16 protein-coding genes and 1 pseudogene are annotated in these 18,589 nt (G+C 68.4%); 10 read left to right on the top strand and 7 right to left on the bottom strand.

From position 1 onward, the window contains the following. Positions 1 to 173: 173 nt before the first annotated feature. From WG922_RS12830 to WG922_RS12800, 7 genes and pseudogenes are all read left to right on the top strand, one after another. Complete coding sequence (locus WG922_RS12830; protein WP_340283050.1) at positions 174 to 497, top strand: winged helix-turn-helix transcriptional regulator; 324 nt, start codon at positions 174 to 176, stop codon at positions 495 to 497. A gap of 83 nt (positions 498 to 580) precedes the next feature. Further along, a complete protein-coding gene (locus WG922_RS12825; RefSeq protein ID WP_340283049.1) occupies positions 581 to 931 on the top strand; it encodes an FKBP-type peptidyl-prolyl cis-trans isomerase in 351 nt (116 codons plus the stop codon). Positions 932 to 1,085: 154 nt separating this feature from the next. Continuing rightward, positions 1,086 to 1,682, top strand: a complete 597-nt coding sequence (gene grpE / locus WG922_RS12820; RefSeq protein WP_340283048.1) for a nucleotide exchange factor GrpE — start codon at positions 1,086 to 1,088, stop codon at positions 1,680 to 1,682. Between the two features lie 62 nt (positions 1,683 to 1,744). Beyond that, positions 1,745 to 3,730, top strand: a pseudogene (gene dnaK / locus WG922_RS12815) (molecular chaperone DnaK); the annotation flags it as partial. Between the two features lie 127 nt (positions 3,731 to 3,857). Then, positions 3,858 to 4,997: a molecular chaperone DnaJ gene (gene dnaJ, locus WG922_RS12810; protein ID WP_340283047.1), complete on the top strand. Its 1,140-nt coding sequence runs from the start codon at positions 3,858 to 3,860 to the stop codon at positions 4,995 to 4,997. A gap of 244 nt (positions 4,998 to 5,241) precedes the next feature. Beyond that, positions 5,242 to 5,805: a hypothetical protein gene (locus WG922_RS12805; protein ID WP_340283046.1), complete on the top strand. Its 564-nt coding sequence runs from the start codon at positions 5,242 to 5,244 to the stop codon at positions 5,803 to 5,805. 222 nt (positions 5,806 to 6,027) lie between these two features. Next, a complete protein-coding gene (locus WG922_RS12800) occupies positions 6,028 to 7,098 on the top strand; it encodes a sodium:calcium antiporter (RefSeq protein WP_340283045.1) in 1,071 nt (356 codons plus the stop codon). A 46-nt stretch (positions 7,099 to 7,144) separates the two neighbouring features. Here the strand turns inward: WG922_RS12800 and WG922_RS12795 are convergent, their stop codons facing one another. Continuing rightward, the gene (locus WG922_RS12795) at positions 7,145 to 8,248 is read right to left on the bottom strand and encodes a PA0069 family radical SAM protein (RefSeq protein WP_340283044.1); all 1,104 of its coding nucleotides are present in this window, start codon (positions 8,246 to 8,248) and stop codon (positions 7,145 to 7,147) included. Positions 8,249 to 8,393: 145 nt separating this feature from the next. Here WG922_RS12795 and WG922_RS12790 point away from each other — a divergent pair, with 145 nt between their 5' ends. Genes WG922_RS12790 through WG922_RS12780 form a run of 3 tightly spaced genes read left to right on the top strand, consistent with a single transcriptional unit; the run spans position 8,394 to position 11,489 of the window. Then, on the top strand, positions 8,394 to 8,981 hold the full coding sequence (locus tag WG922_RS12790) for a GbsR/MarR family transcriptional regulator (RefSeq protein ID WP_340283043.1): 588 nt from the start codon (positions 8,394 to 8,396) through the stop codon (positions 8,979 to 8,981). Positions 8,982 to 8,986: 5 nt separating this feature from the next. Next, entirely contained in the window at positions 8,987 to 10,420 is a 1,434-nt protein-coding gene (locus WG922_RS12785) for a cytochrome ubiquinol oxidase subunit I (RefSeq protein WP_340283042.1), read from the top strand. A gap of 25 nt (positions 10,421 to 10,445) precedes the next feature. Next, a complete protein-coding gene (locus WG922_RS12780) occupies positions 10,446 to 11,489 on the top strand; it encodes a cytochrome d ubiquinol oxidase subunit II (protein WP_340283041.1) in 1,044 nt (347 codons plus the stop codon). A 48-nt stretch (positions 11,490 to 11,537) separates the two neighbouring features. On the opposite strand, the gene WG922_RS12775 is transcribed toward WG922_RS12780, so the two are convergent. From WG922_RS12775 to WG922_RS12750, 6 genes are all read right to left on the bottom strand, one after another. Beyond that, positions 11,538 to 12,500, bottom strand: coding sequence for an NAD(P)H-dependent flavin oxidoreductase (locus WG922_RS12775; RefSeq protein ID WP_340283040.1), 963 nt, complete (start codon positions 12,498 to 12,500; stop codon positions 11,538 to 11,540). 20 nt (positions 12,501 to 12,520) lie between these two features. Continuing rightward, the gene (locus WG922_RS12770) at positions 12,521 to 14,341 is read right to left on the bottom strand and encodes an acyl-CoA dehydrogenase (protein WP_340283039.1); all 1,821 of its coding nucleotides are present in this window, start codon (positions 14,339 to 14,341) and stop codon (positions 12,521 to 12,523) included. A gap of 230 nt (positions 14,342 to 14,571) precedes the next feature. Further along, the gene (locus WG922_RS12765) at positions 14,572 to 15,507 is read right to left on the bottom strand and encodes an electron transfer flavoprotein subunit alpha/FixB family protein (protein ID WP_340283038.1); all 936 of its coding nucleotides are present in this window, start codon (positions 15,505 to 15,507) and stop codon (positions 14,572 to 14,574) included. A gap of 1 nt (position 15,508) precedes the next feature. Further along, a complete protein-coding gene (locus WG922_RS12760) occupies positions 15,509 to 16,258 on the bottom strand; it encodes an electron transfer flavoprotein subunit beta/FixA family protein (RefSeq protein ID WP_340283037.1) in 750 nt (249 codons plus the stop codon). A gap of 99 nt (positions 16,259 to 16,357) precedes the next feature. Next, positions 16,358 to 17,599 carry a mechanosensitive ion channel family protein gene (locus WG922_RS12755; RefSeq protein WP_445322828.1) on the bottom strand — a complete coding sequence of 414 codons (1,242 nt, stop codon included), beginning with the start codon at positions 17,597 to 17,599 and terminating at the stop codon, positions 16,358 to 16,360. After that, complete coding sequence (locus WG922_RS12750) at positions 17,596 to 18,555, bottom strand: histone deacetylase family protein (protein ID WP_340283035.1); 960 nt, start codon at positions 18,553 to 18,555, stop codon at positions 17,596 to 17,598. The genes WG922_RS12755 and WG922_RS12750 overlap by 4 nt, the downstream gene beginning before the upstream one ends. Positions 18,556 to 18,589: the final 34 nt, after the last annotated feature.

Genomic DNA, 18,589 nt, shown 5'->3' with positions numbered 1-18,589 from the left:
CAGCGCGGCGCAGTGCGGGCAGGGCCGCTGGGGCGCGGACGGACCGCTGTGCCAGGCGTCTTGCGCCACATGCAGCCCGGCTAGCACGGCTCTTTCGCTATTGTTTATGTAGCATCATCTGCGTACACTGGGCGCCGCCGGGCAGCCTCGCCTGGCCCGGAGACCCGATACGCATGAGTTCCAAGGAGAACGCCGCCATCACCCAGCTGCTTGCGCTGCTCGAGGCCCGGTACGCGCTGCGCGTGCTGTGGGCCCTGCGCGACGGCCATCCGCAGACCTTCCGCCTGCTGCAGGACAGCGTCGGCGGCATCACGCCGAACACGCTCAACACCCGCATCAAGGAACTGCGTGAAGCCGGCCTGCTCGCCCACGAGGGCGAGGGCTACCACCTCACGGCGACCGGCACCGACCTGGTGCGACGGCTCGCGGAACTGCAGGGGTTTGCCACCCGCTGGTCGCCCGCCAAGGCACGGAAGAAGCAGGCGCCGGCGCCCTGACGCCCGCCGCGGCAGGCCGTGTGCGGCCCCTCCGCCCCCGGCTTGCACGGCTAAACTGGCCGGCTTTGCCAAGGAAAACCAGCATGAACACCACTCCCTCCGGCCTGCAGTACGAAGACACGACCGAAGGTCAGGGCGCCGAAGCGCGCGCCGGCCAGCAGGTGCGCGTGCACTACACCGGCTGGCTGTTCGAGAACGGCCAGCAGGGCCGCAAGTTCGACTCCAGCCGCGACCGCAACGACCCCTTCGAGTTCTCGCTGGGCGCCGGCATGGTCATCCGCGGGTGGGACGAAGGCGTCGCCGGCATGAAAGTGGGCGGTCAGCGCACCCTCATCATTCCGCCCGAGCTGGGCTACGGCGCCCGCGGTGCCGGCGGCGTCATTCCGCCCAATGCCACGCTGAAGTTCGACGTCGAGCTGCTGGGCACCCGCTGACGCCTGTCGCCCGGGCGGCTCTGGCGGGGCCGGCTGCGCCCCGGGGCACGCCCGCGTGCCGAATTTTCCTGGGCTCGCGCTTGAAATGAGCTGGCGTGCCCCCAAGCTGCTGCGGACTCCATCCTGTAGCAAGTTGCTTGCGCATCCGTAACCAATGTCCGAACAACGAACCGAACCCACCTTCGATCCCGACGGCCTGCCCGAGGATGTCAGCCCGGAAGAGCGCGAGGCGGCGCAGCTGGCCAACGAAGCCGAAAACGCACAGCTGCAGGCCGAGATCCAGTCGCTGCAGGCGCGGGTCGCCGAACTCGCGGCCAAGAACACCGAACTCTCCGAACAGTACCTGCGAGCCCAGGCGGATGTGCAGAACACCCGCCGCCGCGCGGACGAAGAGGTGTCCAAGGCCCGCAAGTTCGCCGTCGACAGCTTTGCCGAAAGCCTGCTGCCGGTTGCCGACAGCCTCGAGGCGGGCCTGGCGATCAAGGACGCCACGCCAGAGCAGATCCGCGAAGGCGCCGAGGCCACGCTGCGCCAGCTCAAGACCGCCCTGGAGCGGCACAAGGTCCTCGAAATTGCCCCGCCCGGAGGCACCAGGTTCGACCCGCACCAGCACCAGGCGATCTCCGTCGTGCCGCTGCCCGAGGGCAGCGACCAGGGGCCGAACACCGTCGTGACGGTGCTGCAGAAAGGCTATTCCATCGCCGAGCGGGTGCTGCGTCCCGCGCTGGTGACGGTTACCGCCTCGCAATGAGTCACGGCTTGAAACATCGGCGCGTCGCCACCAGCTAGACGCCAGCACACCCCACAGCATCCAGGAGAACACACATGGGAAGAATCATCGGCATCGACCTCGGCACCACGAACTCGTGCGTCGCGATCATGGAGGGCAACAGCCCCAAGGTCATCGAGAACAGCGAAGGTGCCCGCACCACCCCTTCGATCGTCGCCTACCAGGAAGACGGCGAGATCCTCGTGGGCGCCTCGGCCAAGCGCCAGGCGGTCACCAACCCCAAGAACACCCTCTATGCGGTCAAGCGCCTGATCGGCCGCAAGTTCGAGGAAAAGGAAGTCCAGAAGGACATCAACCTGATGCCCTACTCGATCGCCCGCGCCGACAATGGCGACGCATGGGTCGAGGTGCGGGGCAAGATGCTGGCGCCGCCGCAGGTGAGTGCCGAAGTGCTGCGCAAGATGAAGAAGACGGCCGAGGACTACCTGGGTGAGCCGGTCACCGAGGCGGTGATCACCGTGCCCGCGTACTTCAACGACGCGCAGCGCCAGGCCACCAAGGATGCCGGCCGCATTGCCGGCCTCGAGGTCAAGCGCATCATCAACGAGCCCACGGCCGCGGCGCTGGCCTTTGGCCTGGACAAGCAGGAAAAGGGCGACCGCAAGATCGCCGTGTACGACCTGGGCGGCGGCACCTTCGACATCTCGATCATCGAGATCGCCGACGTCGATGGCGAGAAGCAGTTCGAGGTGCTCTCGACCAACGGCGACACCTTCCTGGGCGGCGAAGACTTCGACCAGCGCATCATCGACTACATCATCGGCGAGTTCAAAAAGGAACAGGGCGTCGATCTGTCCAAGGACGTGCTCGCGCTGCAGCGCCTGAAGGAGTCTGCCGAAAAAGCCAAGATCGAGCTGTCCAACAGCTCGCAGACCGACATCAACCTGCCCTACATCACGGCCGATGCCTCCGGTCCCAAGCACCTGAACATCAAGCTCACGCGCGCCAAGCTGGAAAGCCTGGTCGATGAGCTGGTCGAGCGCACCATCGCGCCCTGCCGCACCGCCATCAAGGACGCCGGCGTGTCGGTGTCCGACATCCATGACGTGATCCTGGTGGGCGGCATGAGCCGCATGCCCAAGGTGCAGGAGAAGGTCAAGGAGTTCTTCGGCCGCGAGCCGCGCAAGGACGTCAACCCCGATGAAGCCGTCGCCGTGGGCGCGGCCATCCAGGGCCAGGTGCTGGGCGGCGAGCGCAAGGACGTGCTGCTGCTGGACGTCACCCCGCTGTCGCTGGGCATCGAGACCCTTGGCGGCGTGATGACCAAGATGATCGTGAAGAACACGACCATCCCGACCAAGTTCGCGCAGACCTTCTCCACCGCCGACGACAACCAGCCCGCGGTGACCATCAAGGTCTTCCAGGGCGAGCGCGAGATGGCAACGGGCAACAAGCTGCTGGGCGAGTTCAATCTCGAGGGCATCCCGCCGGCGCCGCGCGGACTGCCGCAGATCGAGGTCACCTTCGACATCGACGCCAACGGCATCCTGCACGTGAGCGCCCGCGACAAGGGCACGGGCAAGGAGAACAAGATCACCATCAAGGCCAACTCGGGTCTGTCCGAGGAGGAAATCCAGAACATGGTGAAGGACGCCGAGCTCAATGCCGCCGAGGACAAGCGCAAGCTGGAACTGGTGCAGGCCCGCAACCAGGGCGAAGCCCTGATGCACAGCGTCCGCAAGAGCCTGGCCGAGCACGGCGACAAGCTCGAAGCCGGCGAAAAGGAGCAGATCGAGGCAGCCCTCAAGGAAGTCGAGCAGGCGCTCGCCGGCGAGGACAAGGGTCAGATCGAGGAAAAGACCAACGCACTGATGACCGCAAGCCAGAAGCTCGGCGAAAAGATGTACGCCGACCTGCAAGCGGCGCAGGCCGCTCAGGCGGCCGGTGCCGGCGCAGGCGCAGGCGCAGGCGGCGCGCAAGGCGGCCCGCAGGGCTCCGCTTCCGGCGGTGCACGTGAAGCGGACGACAACGTGGTCGACGCGGAAGTCAAGGAAGTCAAGAAGGGCTGATGGCCTCGCCGGGGGGCTAGGGACCGGGGGCTCGGGACCACGGAGCGCGTGAACCGCGCCCGCTGGTCCCGAGATTCCAGGCCCTAGCCCTCGCTCCGTTTCCAAAGCCCTTCCCACCACACACAAGATGGCGACCAAACGCGATTACTACGAAATCCTGGGCGTGACCAAGAACGCCTCGGACGACGAGATCAAGAAGGCTTATCGCAAGCTGGCGATGAAGTACCACCCTGACCGCAACCAGGGGGACTCCGCCAAAGAAGCCGAGGCCAAGTTCAAGGAGGCCAAGGAAGCGTACGAGATGCTGTCCGACGTGGACAAGCGTGCCGCCTACGACCAGTACGGACACGCGGGGGTCGATCCCAACCTGCGCGGCGGTCCCGGGGCTGAAGGCTTCGGTGGGTTTGCCGAGGCCTTCGGCGACATCTTCGGCGACATCTTCGGCCAGGGCCGCGGTGGCCGCCCGGGCGGGCGCCAGGTGTTTCGCGGTGGCGACCTGTCCTACGCCATGGAGGTCACCCTCGAAGAGGCGGCGGCCGGCAAGGAGGCGCAGATCCGCATCCCGACCTGGGAGTCCTGCGACACCTGCCACGGCAGCGGCGCCAAGCCGGGCACCCAGGCCAAGACCTGCTCCACCTGCCAGGGGCAGGGCGTGGTGCAGATGCGCCAGGGCTTTTTCAGCGTGCAGCAGACCTGCCCCCAGTGCCGCGGCACCGGCCGGATCATCCCCGAGCCCTGCACCACCTGCCATGGTCAGGGCCGGCTGAAGAAGCAGAAGACCCTCGAAGTGCGCATCCCCGCCGGCATCGACGACGGCATGCGCATTCGCAGTGCCGGCAACGGCGAGCCGGGCATGAACGGGGGCCCACCGGGCGACCTGTACATCGAGATCCGCCTCAAGAAGCACGACATCTTCGAGCGCGACGGCGACGACCTGCACTGCGTGGTGCCGGTCAGCGTCACGCGTGCCGCGCTGGGCGGCGAGATCGAAGTGCCCACCCTCTCGGGAAAGGCCGCGATCGACATTCCCGAAGGCACTCAGCACGGCAAGCAGTTCCGTCTGCGCGGCAAGGGCATCAAGGGCGTGCGCTCCAGCTACCCGGGCGACCTGTACTGCCATGTCAGCGTCGAGGTGCCGGTGAAGCTCTCGGAGCACCAGCGCAAGCTGCTCAAGGAGCTCGACGATTCCTTGCGCAAGGGCGGCACCAAGCACACGCCCAGCGAGGGCAGCTGGACCGACAAGCTCAAGGGTTTCTTCAGCGCCTGACCGGAGGACCTTCGGCACACAGGGGCGGCTGCGGCATGCTGGCGCCGCAGCCGCCTTTTTCTTTGGAGTTCCGGCTGGGGTGCCGCCTGCGGATGGGCGTCCCAGCGGCATTGCTCGTCGTGCGTTCCCGTGGTTCCGTGCAGCGCCTCACCGTTGGCAAATCCCCACGTATTTCGCGGACCAACGTCCTTACTGCTGAGCCAGCAGGCGCACAATGGCGCGCCAGGAGGGTGGGGTAACCAGCATGTCACTGAAACTGTTCCGGTCCACGGGCTATTCGACCTTGCTCGCACCCGGCGAGGCGCGGCTCGCGCTGCATCCGCGCTGGGCCGTGGCCGGCGTCAGCGCATGGGTGGGTCTGGCCTGCAATGTCGCTCTCTGGCGGTCGCTGATCGACTGGCAACCGACGGGCCTCGCGCGCGCGTTGGCGCTCGGGCTGCTAACCACGGGCATGCTGGGCGCGGTGCTGAGCCTGCTGTGCTGGCGCCGCACCTTCAAGCCCGTGGCAACGGTGCTGCTGATGTTGGCCGGGGCCGCCGCCGCGGGAGCGTGGTCCCATGGAGCCGCAGCTCCGGTTTCGGAGCTCGGCGGTCCGTGGGTGTTCCCCGGATGGGCCAGCCTGCTCGGCTGGCGCGTGCCCCTGATGCTGTGCGTGCTGGCCCTGCTGCCCATGCTGGTCACCTGGAACACCCAGCTGCGGCGCCTGAGCGGCCCATCCCAGTGGGCTGCCAATGTTCGGGGCATCGGGTGGTCGGTGCTGCTGCTCGTCGCTGCCGGCGCAACGCTGCGCGCGCTGCCCGGCGCCTGAAGCAGCACGGTGCTGCGCTTCTCACCGGCGCCTCGCCAGATCGACGGGCGCGAACAAGCGGGTGGCGGCACACGCTGGGGGCCTCGGCCCCGTGCCGGGTAACAGCGTTCCCGAATTGCAAGCGCGAGCCGCACGCCGCGGCGCGCCGGGCGAGCATGCGCAGTCTGCCTGCAGCGCCTGCCGGGCGTCGCTCGCCTCTACGCGCAGCAGCCGCAACCGCCCATGGAACTCCTCGACTTCTCCCATCGCTCGCTGACCACCACCCTGGCCGTCTTCGCGGCCGCGGCCCTCGTGGTCTGGATCGCGGGCACCCGCGTGGCGGCCTATGCAGACCGCGTTGCGACGGTCACCGGCGTCGGACATGCGGCCGTCGGACTGGTGCTGCTGGCAGGGATCACGTCATTGCCGGAGGTGGCGGTCTCGCTCAGCGCCGCCGTCAGCGACACGCCGGCGCTTGCGGTGAACAACCTGCTGGGCAGCATCGCCATGCAGATCGCGATCCTCGCGGTGGCGGATGCGGTGTTCGGCAGGCAGGCGCTCACCGTCATCGCCGGCTCGTCGGTGGTGCTGCTCCAGGTCGTCCTGAACGTGCTGTTGCTGCTCGCCCTTGCCGCCGCGCTGATGGTCGGCGACGTGCCGGTGCTCGGCGCCGGCGCCTGGTCCTGGGCGCTGCTGCTGCTGTACGTGTTCGCGATCTGGAAGGTGTCGCACTCGCAGGACCGGCACACCTGGGTGGCGAACATGAGCGCGGGCCAGCGCAGGAAGCGCGAAGAGGAGAAGCGCCGCCGTACCGAGCAGGCGCGGGCCCGGCACGAAGACGACACGCTGCGCGCGCTGGTCGTCAAGCTCGTGGCGGGCGGCGTGGCGATCCTGGTGGCGGGCTATGTCCTCAGCCGCACCGGCGATGCGATCGCGCAGCAGACCGGCCTGGGCCAGAGCTTCGTCGGGGCGGTGCTGGTGGCCGTCTCCACCTCGCTGCCCGAGCTCAGCTCGGTGATCGCGTCCGTGCGCCTGCGGCAGCTCGAGATGGCGATCTCCGACATCTTCGGCACCAACCTCTTCAACGTCGGCCTCGTCTTCGCAGTCGATATGGCCTACCAGGGCGAGCCGGTGCTGAACCAGGTGGGACGGTTCTCGTTGTTCGCGAGCCTGCTGGGCGCGCTGCTGGCGGCGCTCTACCTCGGGGGCCTGATCGAGCGGCGCGACCGTACGGTGGCGCGCATGGGCGTGGATTCGATCGCGGTGCTGGTGGCGTACTTCGGCGGCCTCGCGTTCCTCTACCAGATGCGCTGAGCGCGAACGGGCCGGCGCAGGTCGCGGCCACGCCGGCGCACGCGCGTCAGAACAGCGCCTGCTGCCCGTTGCGCGCGGGGGGTCGGAACGCAGAGGCATCGAGCGCCACGCGCTCACGATTGAAGCCCAGCCGCTCGCAGGCGCGCCGGAACCGCTGCGCGATGAGGTCTGCCCACACCCCCTGCCCTTTCATGCGCGTGGCGAAATCGCTGTCGTAGTCCTTGCCGCCGCGCATGTCCTGCACGCGCGCCATCACCCGGGCGGCACGCTGCGGGTAGTGCAGTTGCAGCCACTCGCGAAACAGCGGCGCGACCTCCCAGGGCAGGCGCAGCACGTGATAGAAGGCGCTGCGCGCGCCGGCTTCCCACGCAGCCTCCAGCACCTGCTCCATGTCTTCGGTGAGGAAGGGAATCTGCGGCGCCAGGCTCACCCCCACCGGGATGCCCTGCTCGGCCAGCGTGCGGATGGTGCGCAGCCGCCGATGGGGCGCGGCAGCCCGGGGTTCGAGCTTGCGGGTGAGGCCGGCGTCCAGGGTGGTGAGCGTGACGAACACGCTTGCCAGGCGCTTGCCGGCCATGGGCGCGAGCAGGTCGATGTCGCGTTCGACGCCGCTCGACTTGGTGACCAGCGTCACCGGGTGCTCGCATTGCGCGAGCACCTGCAGCACCGAGCGGGTGAGCTGCAACTCGCGTTCGACCGGCTGGTAGCAGTCGGTGGCGGTGCCGATTGCCAGTGTCGCGGGTTGATAGCGCGGGCGGGCCAGCTCGTTGCGCAGCAGCTCGGCAATGTTGCGCTTGGCGACGATGCGGGTCTCGAAGTCCAGCCCGGGAGAGAGGTTCAGATACGAGTGGGTGGGCCGGGCGTAGCAGTAGATGCATCCGTGCTCGCCGCCTCGGTAGGGGTTGAGCGAGCGGTCGAAGAAGATGTCGGGCGAGTCGTTGGTGGTGATGGCGCTGCGGGCTTCTTCCCACATCACCTCGGTGGCCGGCGGCGGCTGCCCGCTCGCCTCGGCCAGGCTTTCCCAGCCGTCGTCGAATGCGCGCCGGTCTTCGCTCTGGAAGCGGTGCGCAAGCCGGCTCGCGGCGCCGCGGCCCTTGATGGCGGAAAGCGGAACCGCTACTTGGACGGAGTGCTCCGATGAACTGTGCATGCGTACAGTATCTCCCATGTGAGCGACGCCGGGCAAGCGCGACCGCTGCATTTCCGTGACGCGCGGCCGCGCGAAACCCTTCCATGAGCATTTGAATTTTCAGTAAGTCCTGAAAGTTCGGTAGGTCGAGAAGATAATCGCCGCCATGTCCTTGCACGAGCGCCTCCCTCCCCTCAGCCGCGAGTTCGTCGCCCACTTCGGCGAAATGGGCAGCCGCTGGGGCATCAACCGCACCGTGGGCCAGATCTACGCCCTGATCTTCATCGCGCAGCGCGCCCTCAACGCCGACGAGATCGCAGAGACGCTGGAGTTCTCGCGCTCGAACGTGAGCATGGGCCTGAAGGAGCTGCAGGCCTGGCGGCTGGTGCGGCTCAAGCACCAGGCCGGCGACCGCAGGGAGTATTTCGAGGCGCCTGCCGACGTGTGGGAGATCTTCCGCGTGCTGGCCGAGGAGCGACGCCGCCGCGAGATCGAGCCCACGCTGTCGATGCTGCGCAGCGCGCTGATGCAGGAGCCGGCGAGCGATGCGGACCGCCATGCGCAGGAGCGCATGCGCCAGATGCACGACCTCATCGACCGGCTGCTGCGCTGGCTCGACGACGTGCAGAAGCTCTCGCCCGAGACGGCGATGCAGCTCATGGGCATGGGCAGCACCGTCACCCGCGTGCTCGAACTCAAGGACCGCGTGACCGGTCGCACCGCCACCCGGAAAACAGGCGACAAGGAGGCCTGAAAACCATGGACGATCCCCTGCTGCTCTCGCGCATCCAGTTCGCCGCGAACATCAGTTTCCACATCCTCTTTCCCACCATCACCATCGCGCTGTGCTGGTTCCTGCTGTACTTTCGCCTGCGCTTCAGCGCCGCCAAGGGCAGCCCCGAGGCGCAGGCCTGGGAGGAGGCCTACTACCTCTGGACCAAGGTCTTTGCCCTGAGCTTCGCGCTGGGCGTGGTCTCGGGCGTGGTCATGAGCTTCCAGTTCGGCACCAATTGGCCGGGCTTCATGGAGCGCGTGGGCAACATCGCCGGTCCGCTGCTCGGTTACGAGGTGCTCACGGCCTTCTTCCTGGAGGCGGCCTTCCTGGGCGTGATGCTGTTCGGCCGCGGCCGGGTATCCGACCGCATGCACCTGCTGGCCACGTTCATGGTGGCGCTGGGCACCACGCTGTCGGCCTTCTGGATCCTGAGCCTGAACTCGTGGATGCAGACGCCTGCGGGCTATCGCGTGGTCGATGGGGTGCTGCACGCCGACAACTGGCTGCAGATCGTGTTCAACCCGTCGTTCCCGTACCGCCTCGCGCACATGCTGCTGGCGTCCACCTTGACGGTGAGCTTCCTGATCGCCGGTCTCTCCGCCTGGCAGATGCTGCGTCGCACGACGAACGCAGGCACGGTGAAGGCGCTGCGCACCGGCGTGGTGGCAGCGGCCATCGCCATTCCGCTGCAGATCGTCGCGGGCGACCTGCACGGGCTGAACACGCTCCAGCACCAGCCGGCCAAGATCGCCGCCATCGAGGGCATCTGGCACACCGAGCGTGGCGCCGCGCTCACCCTGTTCGGCATCCCGCGCGAAATCGCCGGGCGCACCGACTACGCCATCACCGTGCCGGGCCTGGCAAGCCTGATCCTCGCGCACGACATCAACGCCGAGTTGAAGGGGCTCAACGAGTTTGCCGGTGCCCACCCGCCGGTGGCGCCGGTGTTCTGGAGTTTCCGCGTGATGGTCGGCATGGGCATGCTGATGCTGGCTGCCTCCTGGTGGTGCGCCTGGTCGCTCTGGCGCGGCCGCCACAAGGTGGGCGTGGTGGCGCAGCCGGCCACCGGGGGGCTGCCGTCGCCTCCGGTGCGCCAGCTCGCCCTCTCCCGGCTGCAGCTGCGGCTGCTCGCGGGCATGACGTTCTCCGGCTGGGTGGCGACGCTGGCGGGGTGGTACGTGACCGAGATCGGCCGCCAGCCTTTCATGGTGTATGGCGTGCTGCGCACGGCCGACCTGGTGGCGCCGCACGCCGCCGGCATGGTGCTGGCCACCTTGATCGGCTATCTCGCGGTGTACGCCTTCCTGCTCGTCGCCTATGTGGTCGTGCTGATGTACATGGCCAGCCACCCGGCGCTGCCGGTGCCTGCAAGCCCCCAGGCGGCCGGGGCAGCGACCCCGATCGGCGGCATCGCCTGAGCCCGAACTTTTCGAGGATGACACCATGGACCTGAGCTGGCCCGAATTGCTCCCCCTGATCTTCATGGCCGTGATGGGGCTCTCGCTCCTGGCCTACGTCGTGCTCGACGGATACGACCTCGGCGTGGGCATCCTGCTGCCGCTGGCGGACGACGCGGAGAAAGACCTGATGGTCGCCAGCATCGGTCCGTTCTGGGACGCCAACGAGACCTGGCTGGTGCTGGGCATCGGTGTGCTGCTGGTGGCTTTTCCGTTCGCGCACGGCATGGTGCTCACCGCGCTGTACCTGCCTGTGGCCGTGATGCTGCTGGGCCTGATCCTGCGCGGCGTGTCCTTCGACTTCCGCGTGAAGGGACGCGCGCGCTTCAAGGGCATGTGGAACGCACTGTTCGCCGGCGGCTCGCTCATGGCCGCGATGGCGCAGGGCTGGATGCTGGGCAGCTATCTCACCGGCTTCGGCAGCACCGGCTGGTCGCTCGCCTTCGCCATGCTGATCGCGCTCACCATGCCCACGGCCTACGCGATGCTCGGCGCCGGCTGGCTGCTGATGAAGACCGACGGGGCCTTGCAGCGCAAGGCCGTCACCTGGGGGCGGCGCGCGCTCTGGCCCATGGGCCTGGCGCTGGTGGCGATCTCCGCCGCCACGCCTCTGGTGAGCCAGGCGGTGTTCGACAAGTGGTTCACCATGCCCGACTTCATCGGACTGCTGCCGATCCCCGTAGCCTGCGCGGTGGCCTTCTTCGCAGCCTGGCACGTGCTGTCGCGCCCGCCGGTGCTGGCGGCCGGCTACGGCTGGGTGGTCTTCGCGAGCACGGTGCTGATCTTCATCCTGGCCTTCCTGGGCCTGGCGTACAGCATCTATCCGTACATCGTTCCCGAGCGCATGACGGTGTGGGAAGCGGCCAGCGCCCACGAGTCGCTGGTGATCATCTTCGTGGGCGTGGCGATCACGCTGCCGGTGATCGTCGCCTACTCGGTGTTCATGTACCGGGTGTTCTGGGGCAAGGCGACGGCGCTGAGCTACCTGCCGGTGCCCGGACGTGAAGAGCCCGCGTCGCGCGGGACCTGATCTGGAAGGAGAAAAAGGTCAGGCGGCGCCGCGCAGGACGGCCATGCCTCAGCCGGCGCAAAGCCGGCTGCGTGCCTCGCGGTACTCGCGCGCGAGCCGCGCCACCAGCTGCGCGGTCGAGGTGATCTCGGTGACCGCACCGATGCCCTGACCGGAACCCCAGATGTCTTTCCACGCTTTCTTCGAGCCTTCCCCGCTCTGGAAGCTCATCTTCGTGGGATCGCTCTCAGGCAGGTTGTCGGGGTCGAGGCCGCTGGCGCGGATGGACGCCTTGAGATAGTTGCCGTGCACGCCGGTGAACAGGCTCGAATACACCACGTCGTCGCTGCTGCCCTCGACGATGGCCTGCTTGTAGGCCTCCGAGGCACGGGCTTCGTGGGTCGCGATGAAGGCCGAGCCGATGTAGGCGAAGTCGGCTCCCATGGCCTGTGCCGCCAGCACCGCACCGCCGGTGGCGATGGCCCCGGAGAGCGCCACCGGGCCGTCGAACCACTGGCGGATCTCCTGTATCAGGGCAAAGGGGCTCTTGGTGCCGGCGTGCCCCCCCGCCCCCGCGGCCACGGCAATGAGCCCGTCGGCCCCTTTCTCGATGGCCTTGCGCGCGAAGGTGTTGTTGATGATGTCGTGCAGCACCACGCCGCCGTAGCCGCGCACCGCCTCGTTGACGTCGGTGCGCGCACCCAGCGAGGTGATGACCACCGGGACCTTGTGCTTGACCACCAGCTCCATGTCGTGCTCGAGCCGCTCGTTGCTGCGGTGGACGATCTGGTTGATGGCGAAGGGCGCCGCCGGCTGCTCGGGATGGTCGCGGTTCCAGGCTGCCAGCGTCTCGGTGATCTCGTGCAGCCATTCGTCGAGCTGGGAGGCAGGCCGCGCGTTGAGCGCCGGCATGGCGCCCACGATGCCGGCCTTGCACTGCTCGATCACCAGCGTGGGGTTGCTGATGATGAACAGGGGCGAGCCGATGATGGGCAGGGGCAGGGAACGCAGGGCGGCGGGCAGACGGGACATGCGGTGCTCTCGGGTGGCGGTCAGAAGGAATCGAGGGCCAGCGCGGTGACGCTGTCCGCGCCCTCGACGATGCTGTCCCGCAGCCCTGGGGCCTTGGCCAGGATGTGGTCGGCGTAGAAGCGCGCAGTGGCGATCTTGGCCTGCATGAACTCGGTGTCCTCGCCCGCCGCGGCCAGGCGCTCGGCCGCCAGCAGGGAGCGCGCGAGCTGCCATCCGGCCACCAGGTTGCCCGCCAGCATGAGGTAGGGCACCGAGCCGGCGAAGGCCGCATTGGGAGCCGTCCTGGCCTGCTGCACCATGAAGTCGACCACGTCCAGGAAAGCCTGGCGCGCGGCGTCGAGCCGCCGCAGCACCGCGCGCGCGGCCACGCTGTCCGAGCGCGCCAGGTCGGCCTGCGTGCGCTCGATCTGCGCGGCCACCGCCCGGGCGGTCTGGCCCCCGTCGCGCACGGTCTTGCGCCCGACCAGGTCGTTGGCCTGGATGGCCGTCGTGCCTTCGTAGATGGTGAGGATCTTCGCGTCGCGGTAATGCTGCGCGGCGCCGGTCTCTTCGATGAATCCCATGCCGCCGTGCACCTGCACGCCCAGCGACGTGACCTCCAGGCTCATCTCGGTGCTGTAGCCCTTGACCAGCGGCACGAGGAATTCGTAGAAAGCCTGGTTCTGCCGCCGGCTGTCGGCGTCGGGGTGGTGGTGCGCGGCGTCGTAGGCCGCCGCGGCCACGGTGGCCATCGCGCGGCAGCCTTCGGTCATGGCGCGCATGGTCATGAGCATGCGGCGCACATCGGGGTGGTGAATGATGGGCGCGCTGGTGTTGAGCGAGCCGTCCACGGGGCGCGACTGGATGCGCTCGCGGGCGTAGGCCACAGCCTGCTGGTAGGAGCGCTCCGCCACCGCGACGCCCTGCACGCCCACCGCGTAGCGCGCGGCGTTCATCATGATGAACATGGTCTCGAGGCCGCGGTTTTCCTGGCCTACCAGCCAGCCGACGGCACCGGGCCCGGCGCCGTTCACGTCCTGGGCCGCCGTGCCGTCGCCGTACTGCAGCACGGCGGTGGGCGAGGCCTTGATACCCATCTTGTGCTCGATGCTCACGCAGTGCACGTCGTTGCGCACGCCGGGCGAACCGTCGGGCTGCGGCAGGAACTTCGGCACCACGAACAGGCTGATGCCCTTGACGCCCTCGGGCGCGCCGCTCACCCGCGCCAGCACCAGATGGACGATGTTGGCGGCCATGTCGTGTTCGCCGTAGGTGATGAATATCTTGGTGCCGAAGATGCGGTAGCTGCCGTCCGCCTGCGGCTCGGCGCGCGTGCGCACCAGCGCCAGGTCGCTGCCGGCCTGCGGCTCGGTGAGGTTCATGGTGCCGGTCCACTCGCCGCTCACCAGCCTGGGCAGGTAGGTGGCCTTGAGCTCGTCGGAGCCGGCGGTGAGCAGCGCCTCGATGGCGCCGTCGGTGAGCAGCGGACACAGCGCGAAGCTGAGGTTGGCCGAGTTGAGCATCTCGCCGCAGGCCGCGCCGATGGTCTTGGGCAGCCCCTGCCCGCCGAAGTCGGCGGGGTGCTGCAGGCCCTGCCAGCCACCCTCGGTGTACTGCCGGTACGCCTCGCGAAAGCCCGGCGTGGTGTGCACCTCGCCGTCCCGCCACAGCGAGGGCTCGCGGTCTCCTGCGACGTTCAGCGGCGCAACCACTTCCTGGTTGAAGCGCGCGCACTCCTGCAGCACGGCCTGCGCCGTCTCGAACCCGGCGTCCTCGAAACCCGGCAGCCGGGCGATGGCATCGATGTCCGCGAGGTGGCGGATGTCGAACAGCATGTCCTTGAGGGGTGCGTGGTAGGTCATCGGGGCAAGGCCTTGAAGCTGAGGTGAAGGGGCCGGAGATCGGAATGTTGGGTGGGCGATCGGGTGTCGAAGACGCAGGTACTCGGATTCTCCGGGGGGCGGGGCGCAAGGACGACTCTGATACGGAAGGCCCGCGCCACCGAAGCCGCAGGTGGCGCGAGACGGTCTCAGGGCACGGGCGGCGGACCCGCGGGGCCAGATGGATGCGTTGGCTCCATCCGGCCTGGCGCTCACAGCGCCTTCACGAGCTCCGGAACCGCCGTGAACAGATCGGCTTCGAGGCCGTAGTCGGCCACGCTGAAGATCGGCGCCTCGGCGTCCTTGTTGATCGCCACGATCACCTTGGAGTCCTTCATGCCCGCCAGGTGCTGGATGGCGCCCGAGATGCCGGCAGCGACATACAGCTGCGGCGCGACCACCTTGCCGGTCTGGCCGACCTGCCAGTCGTTCGGGGCATAGCCTGCATCGACGGCGGCGCGGCTGGCGCCGAGCGCCGCGCCAAGCTTGTCGGCCAGCGGCGTCATGACCTCGTTGAACTTCTCCGCGCTGCCGAGTGCCCGGCCGCCGGAGACGATGACCTTGGCGGCGGTGAGCTCGGGCCGGTCGCTCTTGGCGATCTCCTGGCCGACGAAGCTGCTCTTGCCGCTGTCGGCCACGGCATCCACCTTCTGCACCGAGGCGCTGCCGCCCTCGGCCGGCGCAGCGTCGAAGCCGGTGGTGCGCACCGTGATCACCTTCACCGCGTCCTGGCTCTGCACCGTGGCGATGGCATTGCCGGCGTAGATCGGGCGCTCGAAGGTGTCGGGACCCTGCACGCGCGAGATCTCGGAGATCTGCGCGACGTCCAGCTTCGCAGCGACGCGCGGCGCGCTGTTCTTGCCGTAGGACGTGGCTGGGAACAGGATGTGGCTGTAGTCGCCGGCCAGCGCCAGCACCTGCGCCGCGACGTTTTCGGCCAGCCCGTGCTCGAGTGCCGGGCTGTCGACATGGATGACCTTGCTGACGCCGGAGATCCGGGCGGCCGCCTCGGCGGCTGCGCCGGCGTTCAGGCCGGCGACCAGCACATGCACCTCGCCCGCACCGCAGGCTGCGGCGGCGGTGACGGTGTTGAAGGTGGCTCCCCTGATGGAGGCGTTGTCGTGTTCGGCGATGACGAGGGCTGGCATATCAGATCACCTTGGCTTCGTTCTTGAGTTTGTCCACGAGGGTGGCCACGTCGGGCACCTTGACGCCGGCGCCGCGCTTGGGCGGCTCGCTGACCTTGAGCGTCTTCAGGCGCGGCGTCACGTCCACGCCGAGGTCTTCGGGCTTGAACGTCTCGAGCGGCTTCTTCTTGGCCTTCATGATGTTGGGCAGCGTCACGTAGCGCGGCTCGTTCAGGCGCAGGTCGGTGGTGACCACCGCGGGCAGCGTGATCGCCACCGTCTCGAGACCGCCATCGACCTCGCGCGTCACCGTGGCCTTGCCGTCGGCGATCTCGACCTTCGAGGCGAAGGTCGCCTGCGGAAGGTCGGCCAGCGCGGCCAGCATCTGTCCGGTCTGGTTGCAGTCGTCGTCGATGGCCTGCTTGCCCAGGATCACCAGCTGCGGCTGCTCCTTGTCCATGACTGCCTTGAGCAGCTTGGCGACCGCCAGGGGCTGGAGCTCTTCGCTGGTCTCGACCAGGATGGCCCGGTCGGCGCCGATGGCCATGGCCGTGCGCAGCGTCTCCTGGCACTGTGCGACGCCGCAGGAGACGGCGATCACCTCGGTCACCACGCCCTTCTCCTTGAGCCGCACGGCCTCTTCGACGGCGATCTCGTCGAAGGGGTTCATGCTCATCTTCACGTTGGCGATGTCCACACCCGTGTTGTCCGACTTCACGCGGACCTTCACGTTGTAGTCCACCACCCGCTTGACCGGTACCAGGGCCTTCATGCTGGGGGTGCTCCTTGAGGTTGGGATTGACGTTTACGTAAACCAGTTGATTCTATGCCGCACCGCTGGCGGCAGTTGTCGCGGGCGCAGCGCCCCAGCTCAGCTATTGCTGAGGTGCACGACGCGCTGCGGATAGGGGATTTCGATGCCTGCGGCGCGCAGCCCCCGCAGTACGGCGAGGTTGACTTCCGAGCGCACGTTCAGCTGTCCGTTCGCGGGGTCGGCGATCCAGTACAGCAGCTGGAACTCGAGCCCGTCCGGACCGAAGCGCACCAGCCGCGCCGCCGGCGCCGGCGAGGCCAGAACGCGTGCGCAGCCCTGGGCCGCGGCACACAGGATCCGCTGCACCTCGTCGGGGTCGCTGTCGTAGGGCACCGAAACATCCGAAGTCAGCAGGATCAGGGTGTCCGCCAGCGACAGGTTTTCGATGCGCTCGGTGATCAGCTTCTCGTTCGGCACGATGGACTCGCGCCCGTTCGCTGCGCGGATGAGGGTGTAGCGGGTCTTGATGTCCATCACCTGCCCCTCGAAGTTGTCCACCCGCACCATGTCCCCGATGCGCAGGCTGCGCTCGAACAGGATCACGAAACCGCTGACGTAGTTGGACGCCAGCTTCTGCAGCCCGAACCCCAGGCCCACACCAAGCGCGCCGCCGAGCACGGACAGCGCCGTGAGATCGACGCCGACGGTGGACAGCGCCACCAGCGCGCCCACCACCAGCAGGGCCGCGCGCACCACGTTGGCCGCCACCCGCCGCAGGGAGAGATCGCCGGTGGACTGGCGCATCACGCGCTTTTCGATCGCTGCCGACACCCACAGGGTCAGCACGAGCACGGCGCCGGCCGACAGCACACCTTGCATCAGCCCCAGCACGCTCACGCGCGACTTGCCCAGCGAGAAGCGGATGGCGTCGAGCTCGGCCAGCAGCGGCGGCAGCACGCCCGCGATCCACAGCACCGCGGCGATCCAGGCCAGCCACGAGAAGAGCCGCTCGACCAGCCGCGCCAGCCCCGAGGTGGGAAACCCGAGCGTGAGCACGCGCGCCAGAAAGCGGATGCCCGCCAACGACATCAATACAGGAATGGCGATGCGCAGCAGCGCGACTTCCTGCACGCGCGCCAGCGCCAGCAGCGCGCTGTAGACCAGCGCCAGCGCGACCAGCGGGAACAGCAGGCCATCCACGATGAAGCGGCCGAACCAGACGGATTCGTTGCCGCTGCGCCGTCCGATGGCCCAGGCAATGCCACCTGCCGCGAGCAGGCAGGCCAGCAGCGCGCCCAGCTCCCACAGCAAGGCCGGTTGCCCCACCTGGCGCACCAGGCTCTGCAGCGCGCCGTTCACAGGTCGGCCAGGGCGCGCAGGTGCGCCTCGACGCTGCGGCCCAGCGCATCGAGGTTGTAGCCGCCCTCCAGGCAGGAGACGATGCGCCCTTTGGCGTGGCGACGTGCGACATCGCGGATGCGACCGGTGATCCAGGCGTAGTCGCTCTCGACCAGGCCGAGCTGCCCGAGCTCGTCCTCGCGGTGTGCATCGAAGCCAGCGCTCACGAAGATCATCTCGGGGCGGAAGGCCTCCAGGCGCGGCAGCCACACCTGCTCGACCAGCTCACGCACCTCCATGCCACGGGTGTAGGCAGGCACGGGGAGATTGACGATGTTGTCCGCGCGCGGCGACTCGCCGCTGAACGGATACAGCCCCTGCTGGAAGATGCCCACCATGAGGACCCGTTCGTCACCGGCCAGGATGTCTTCGGTGCCGTTGCCGTGGTGCACGTCGAAATCGATGACCGCCACCCGCGCGAGGCCATGCCGCTGCAAGGCATGCCGGGCGGCGATGGCCACGTTGTTGAAAAAGCAGAAGCCCATGGCCTGGTCGCGGCAGGCGTGGTGCCCCGGTGGGCGCACCGCACAGAAAGCGTTCTCGAGTTCGCCGCCGATCACCGCGTCGGTGGCCGCCACGGCCGCCCCGGCCGCGCGCAGCGCCGCCTCGAAGGTATGCGGGTTCATGGAGGTGTCGGCGTCCACGTGCACGTAGGGCGGACCGCCCGCATCGCGCTGCTCGTCGAGCTCGAGGCCGAGGCCGCGCAGGGCCGACACGTGACGGTGCGCGTGGGCGAGTTCGAGGTCGGCCAGGGACGCGGGGGGCGCCTCGCGGCGATCGAGCGCATCGGCCACGCCGCACAGCAACAGCCGGTCTTCGATGGCGTCGAGCCGTTCGGGGCATTCGGGGTGGCCTCGCCCCATTTCGTGCCGCCGGCAATCGGGATGCGTGAAATATCCGGTCTTGTGGGCTGGCATCGGCAACGGCTCGGGAGATGCGGGCATTTTCGGA

This window comes from Ramlibacter sp. AN1015, assembly GCF_037726105.1.
Lineage (GTDB): Bacteria > Pseudomonadota > Gammaproteobacteria > Burkholderiales > Burkholderiaceae_C > Ramlibacter.
The sequence above is the reverse complement of the archived record's forward strand: the minus strand, read 5'-3'. Positions and strand labels throughout refer to the sequence as shown.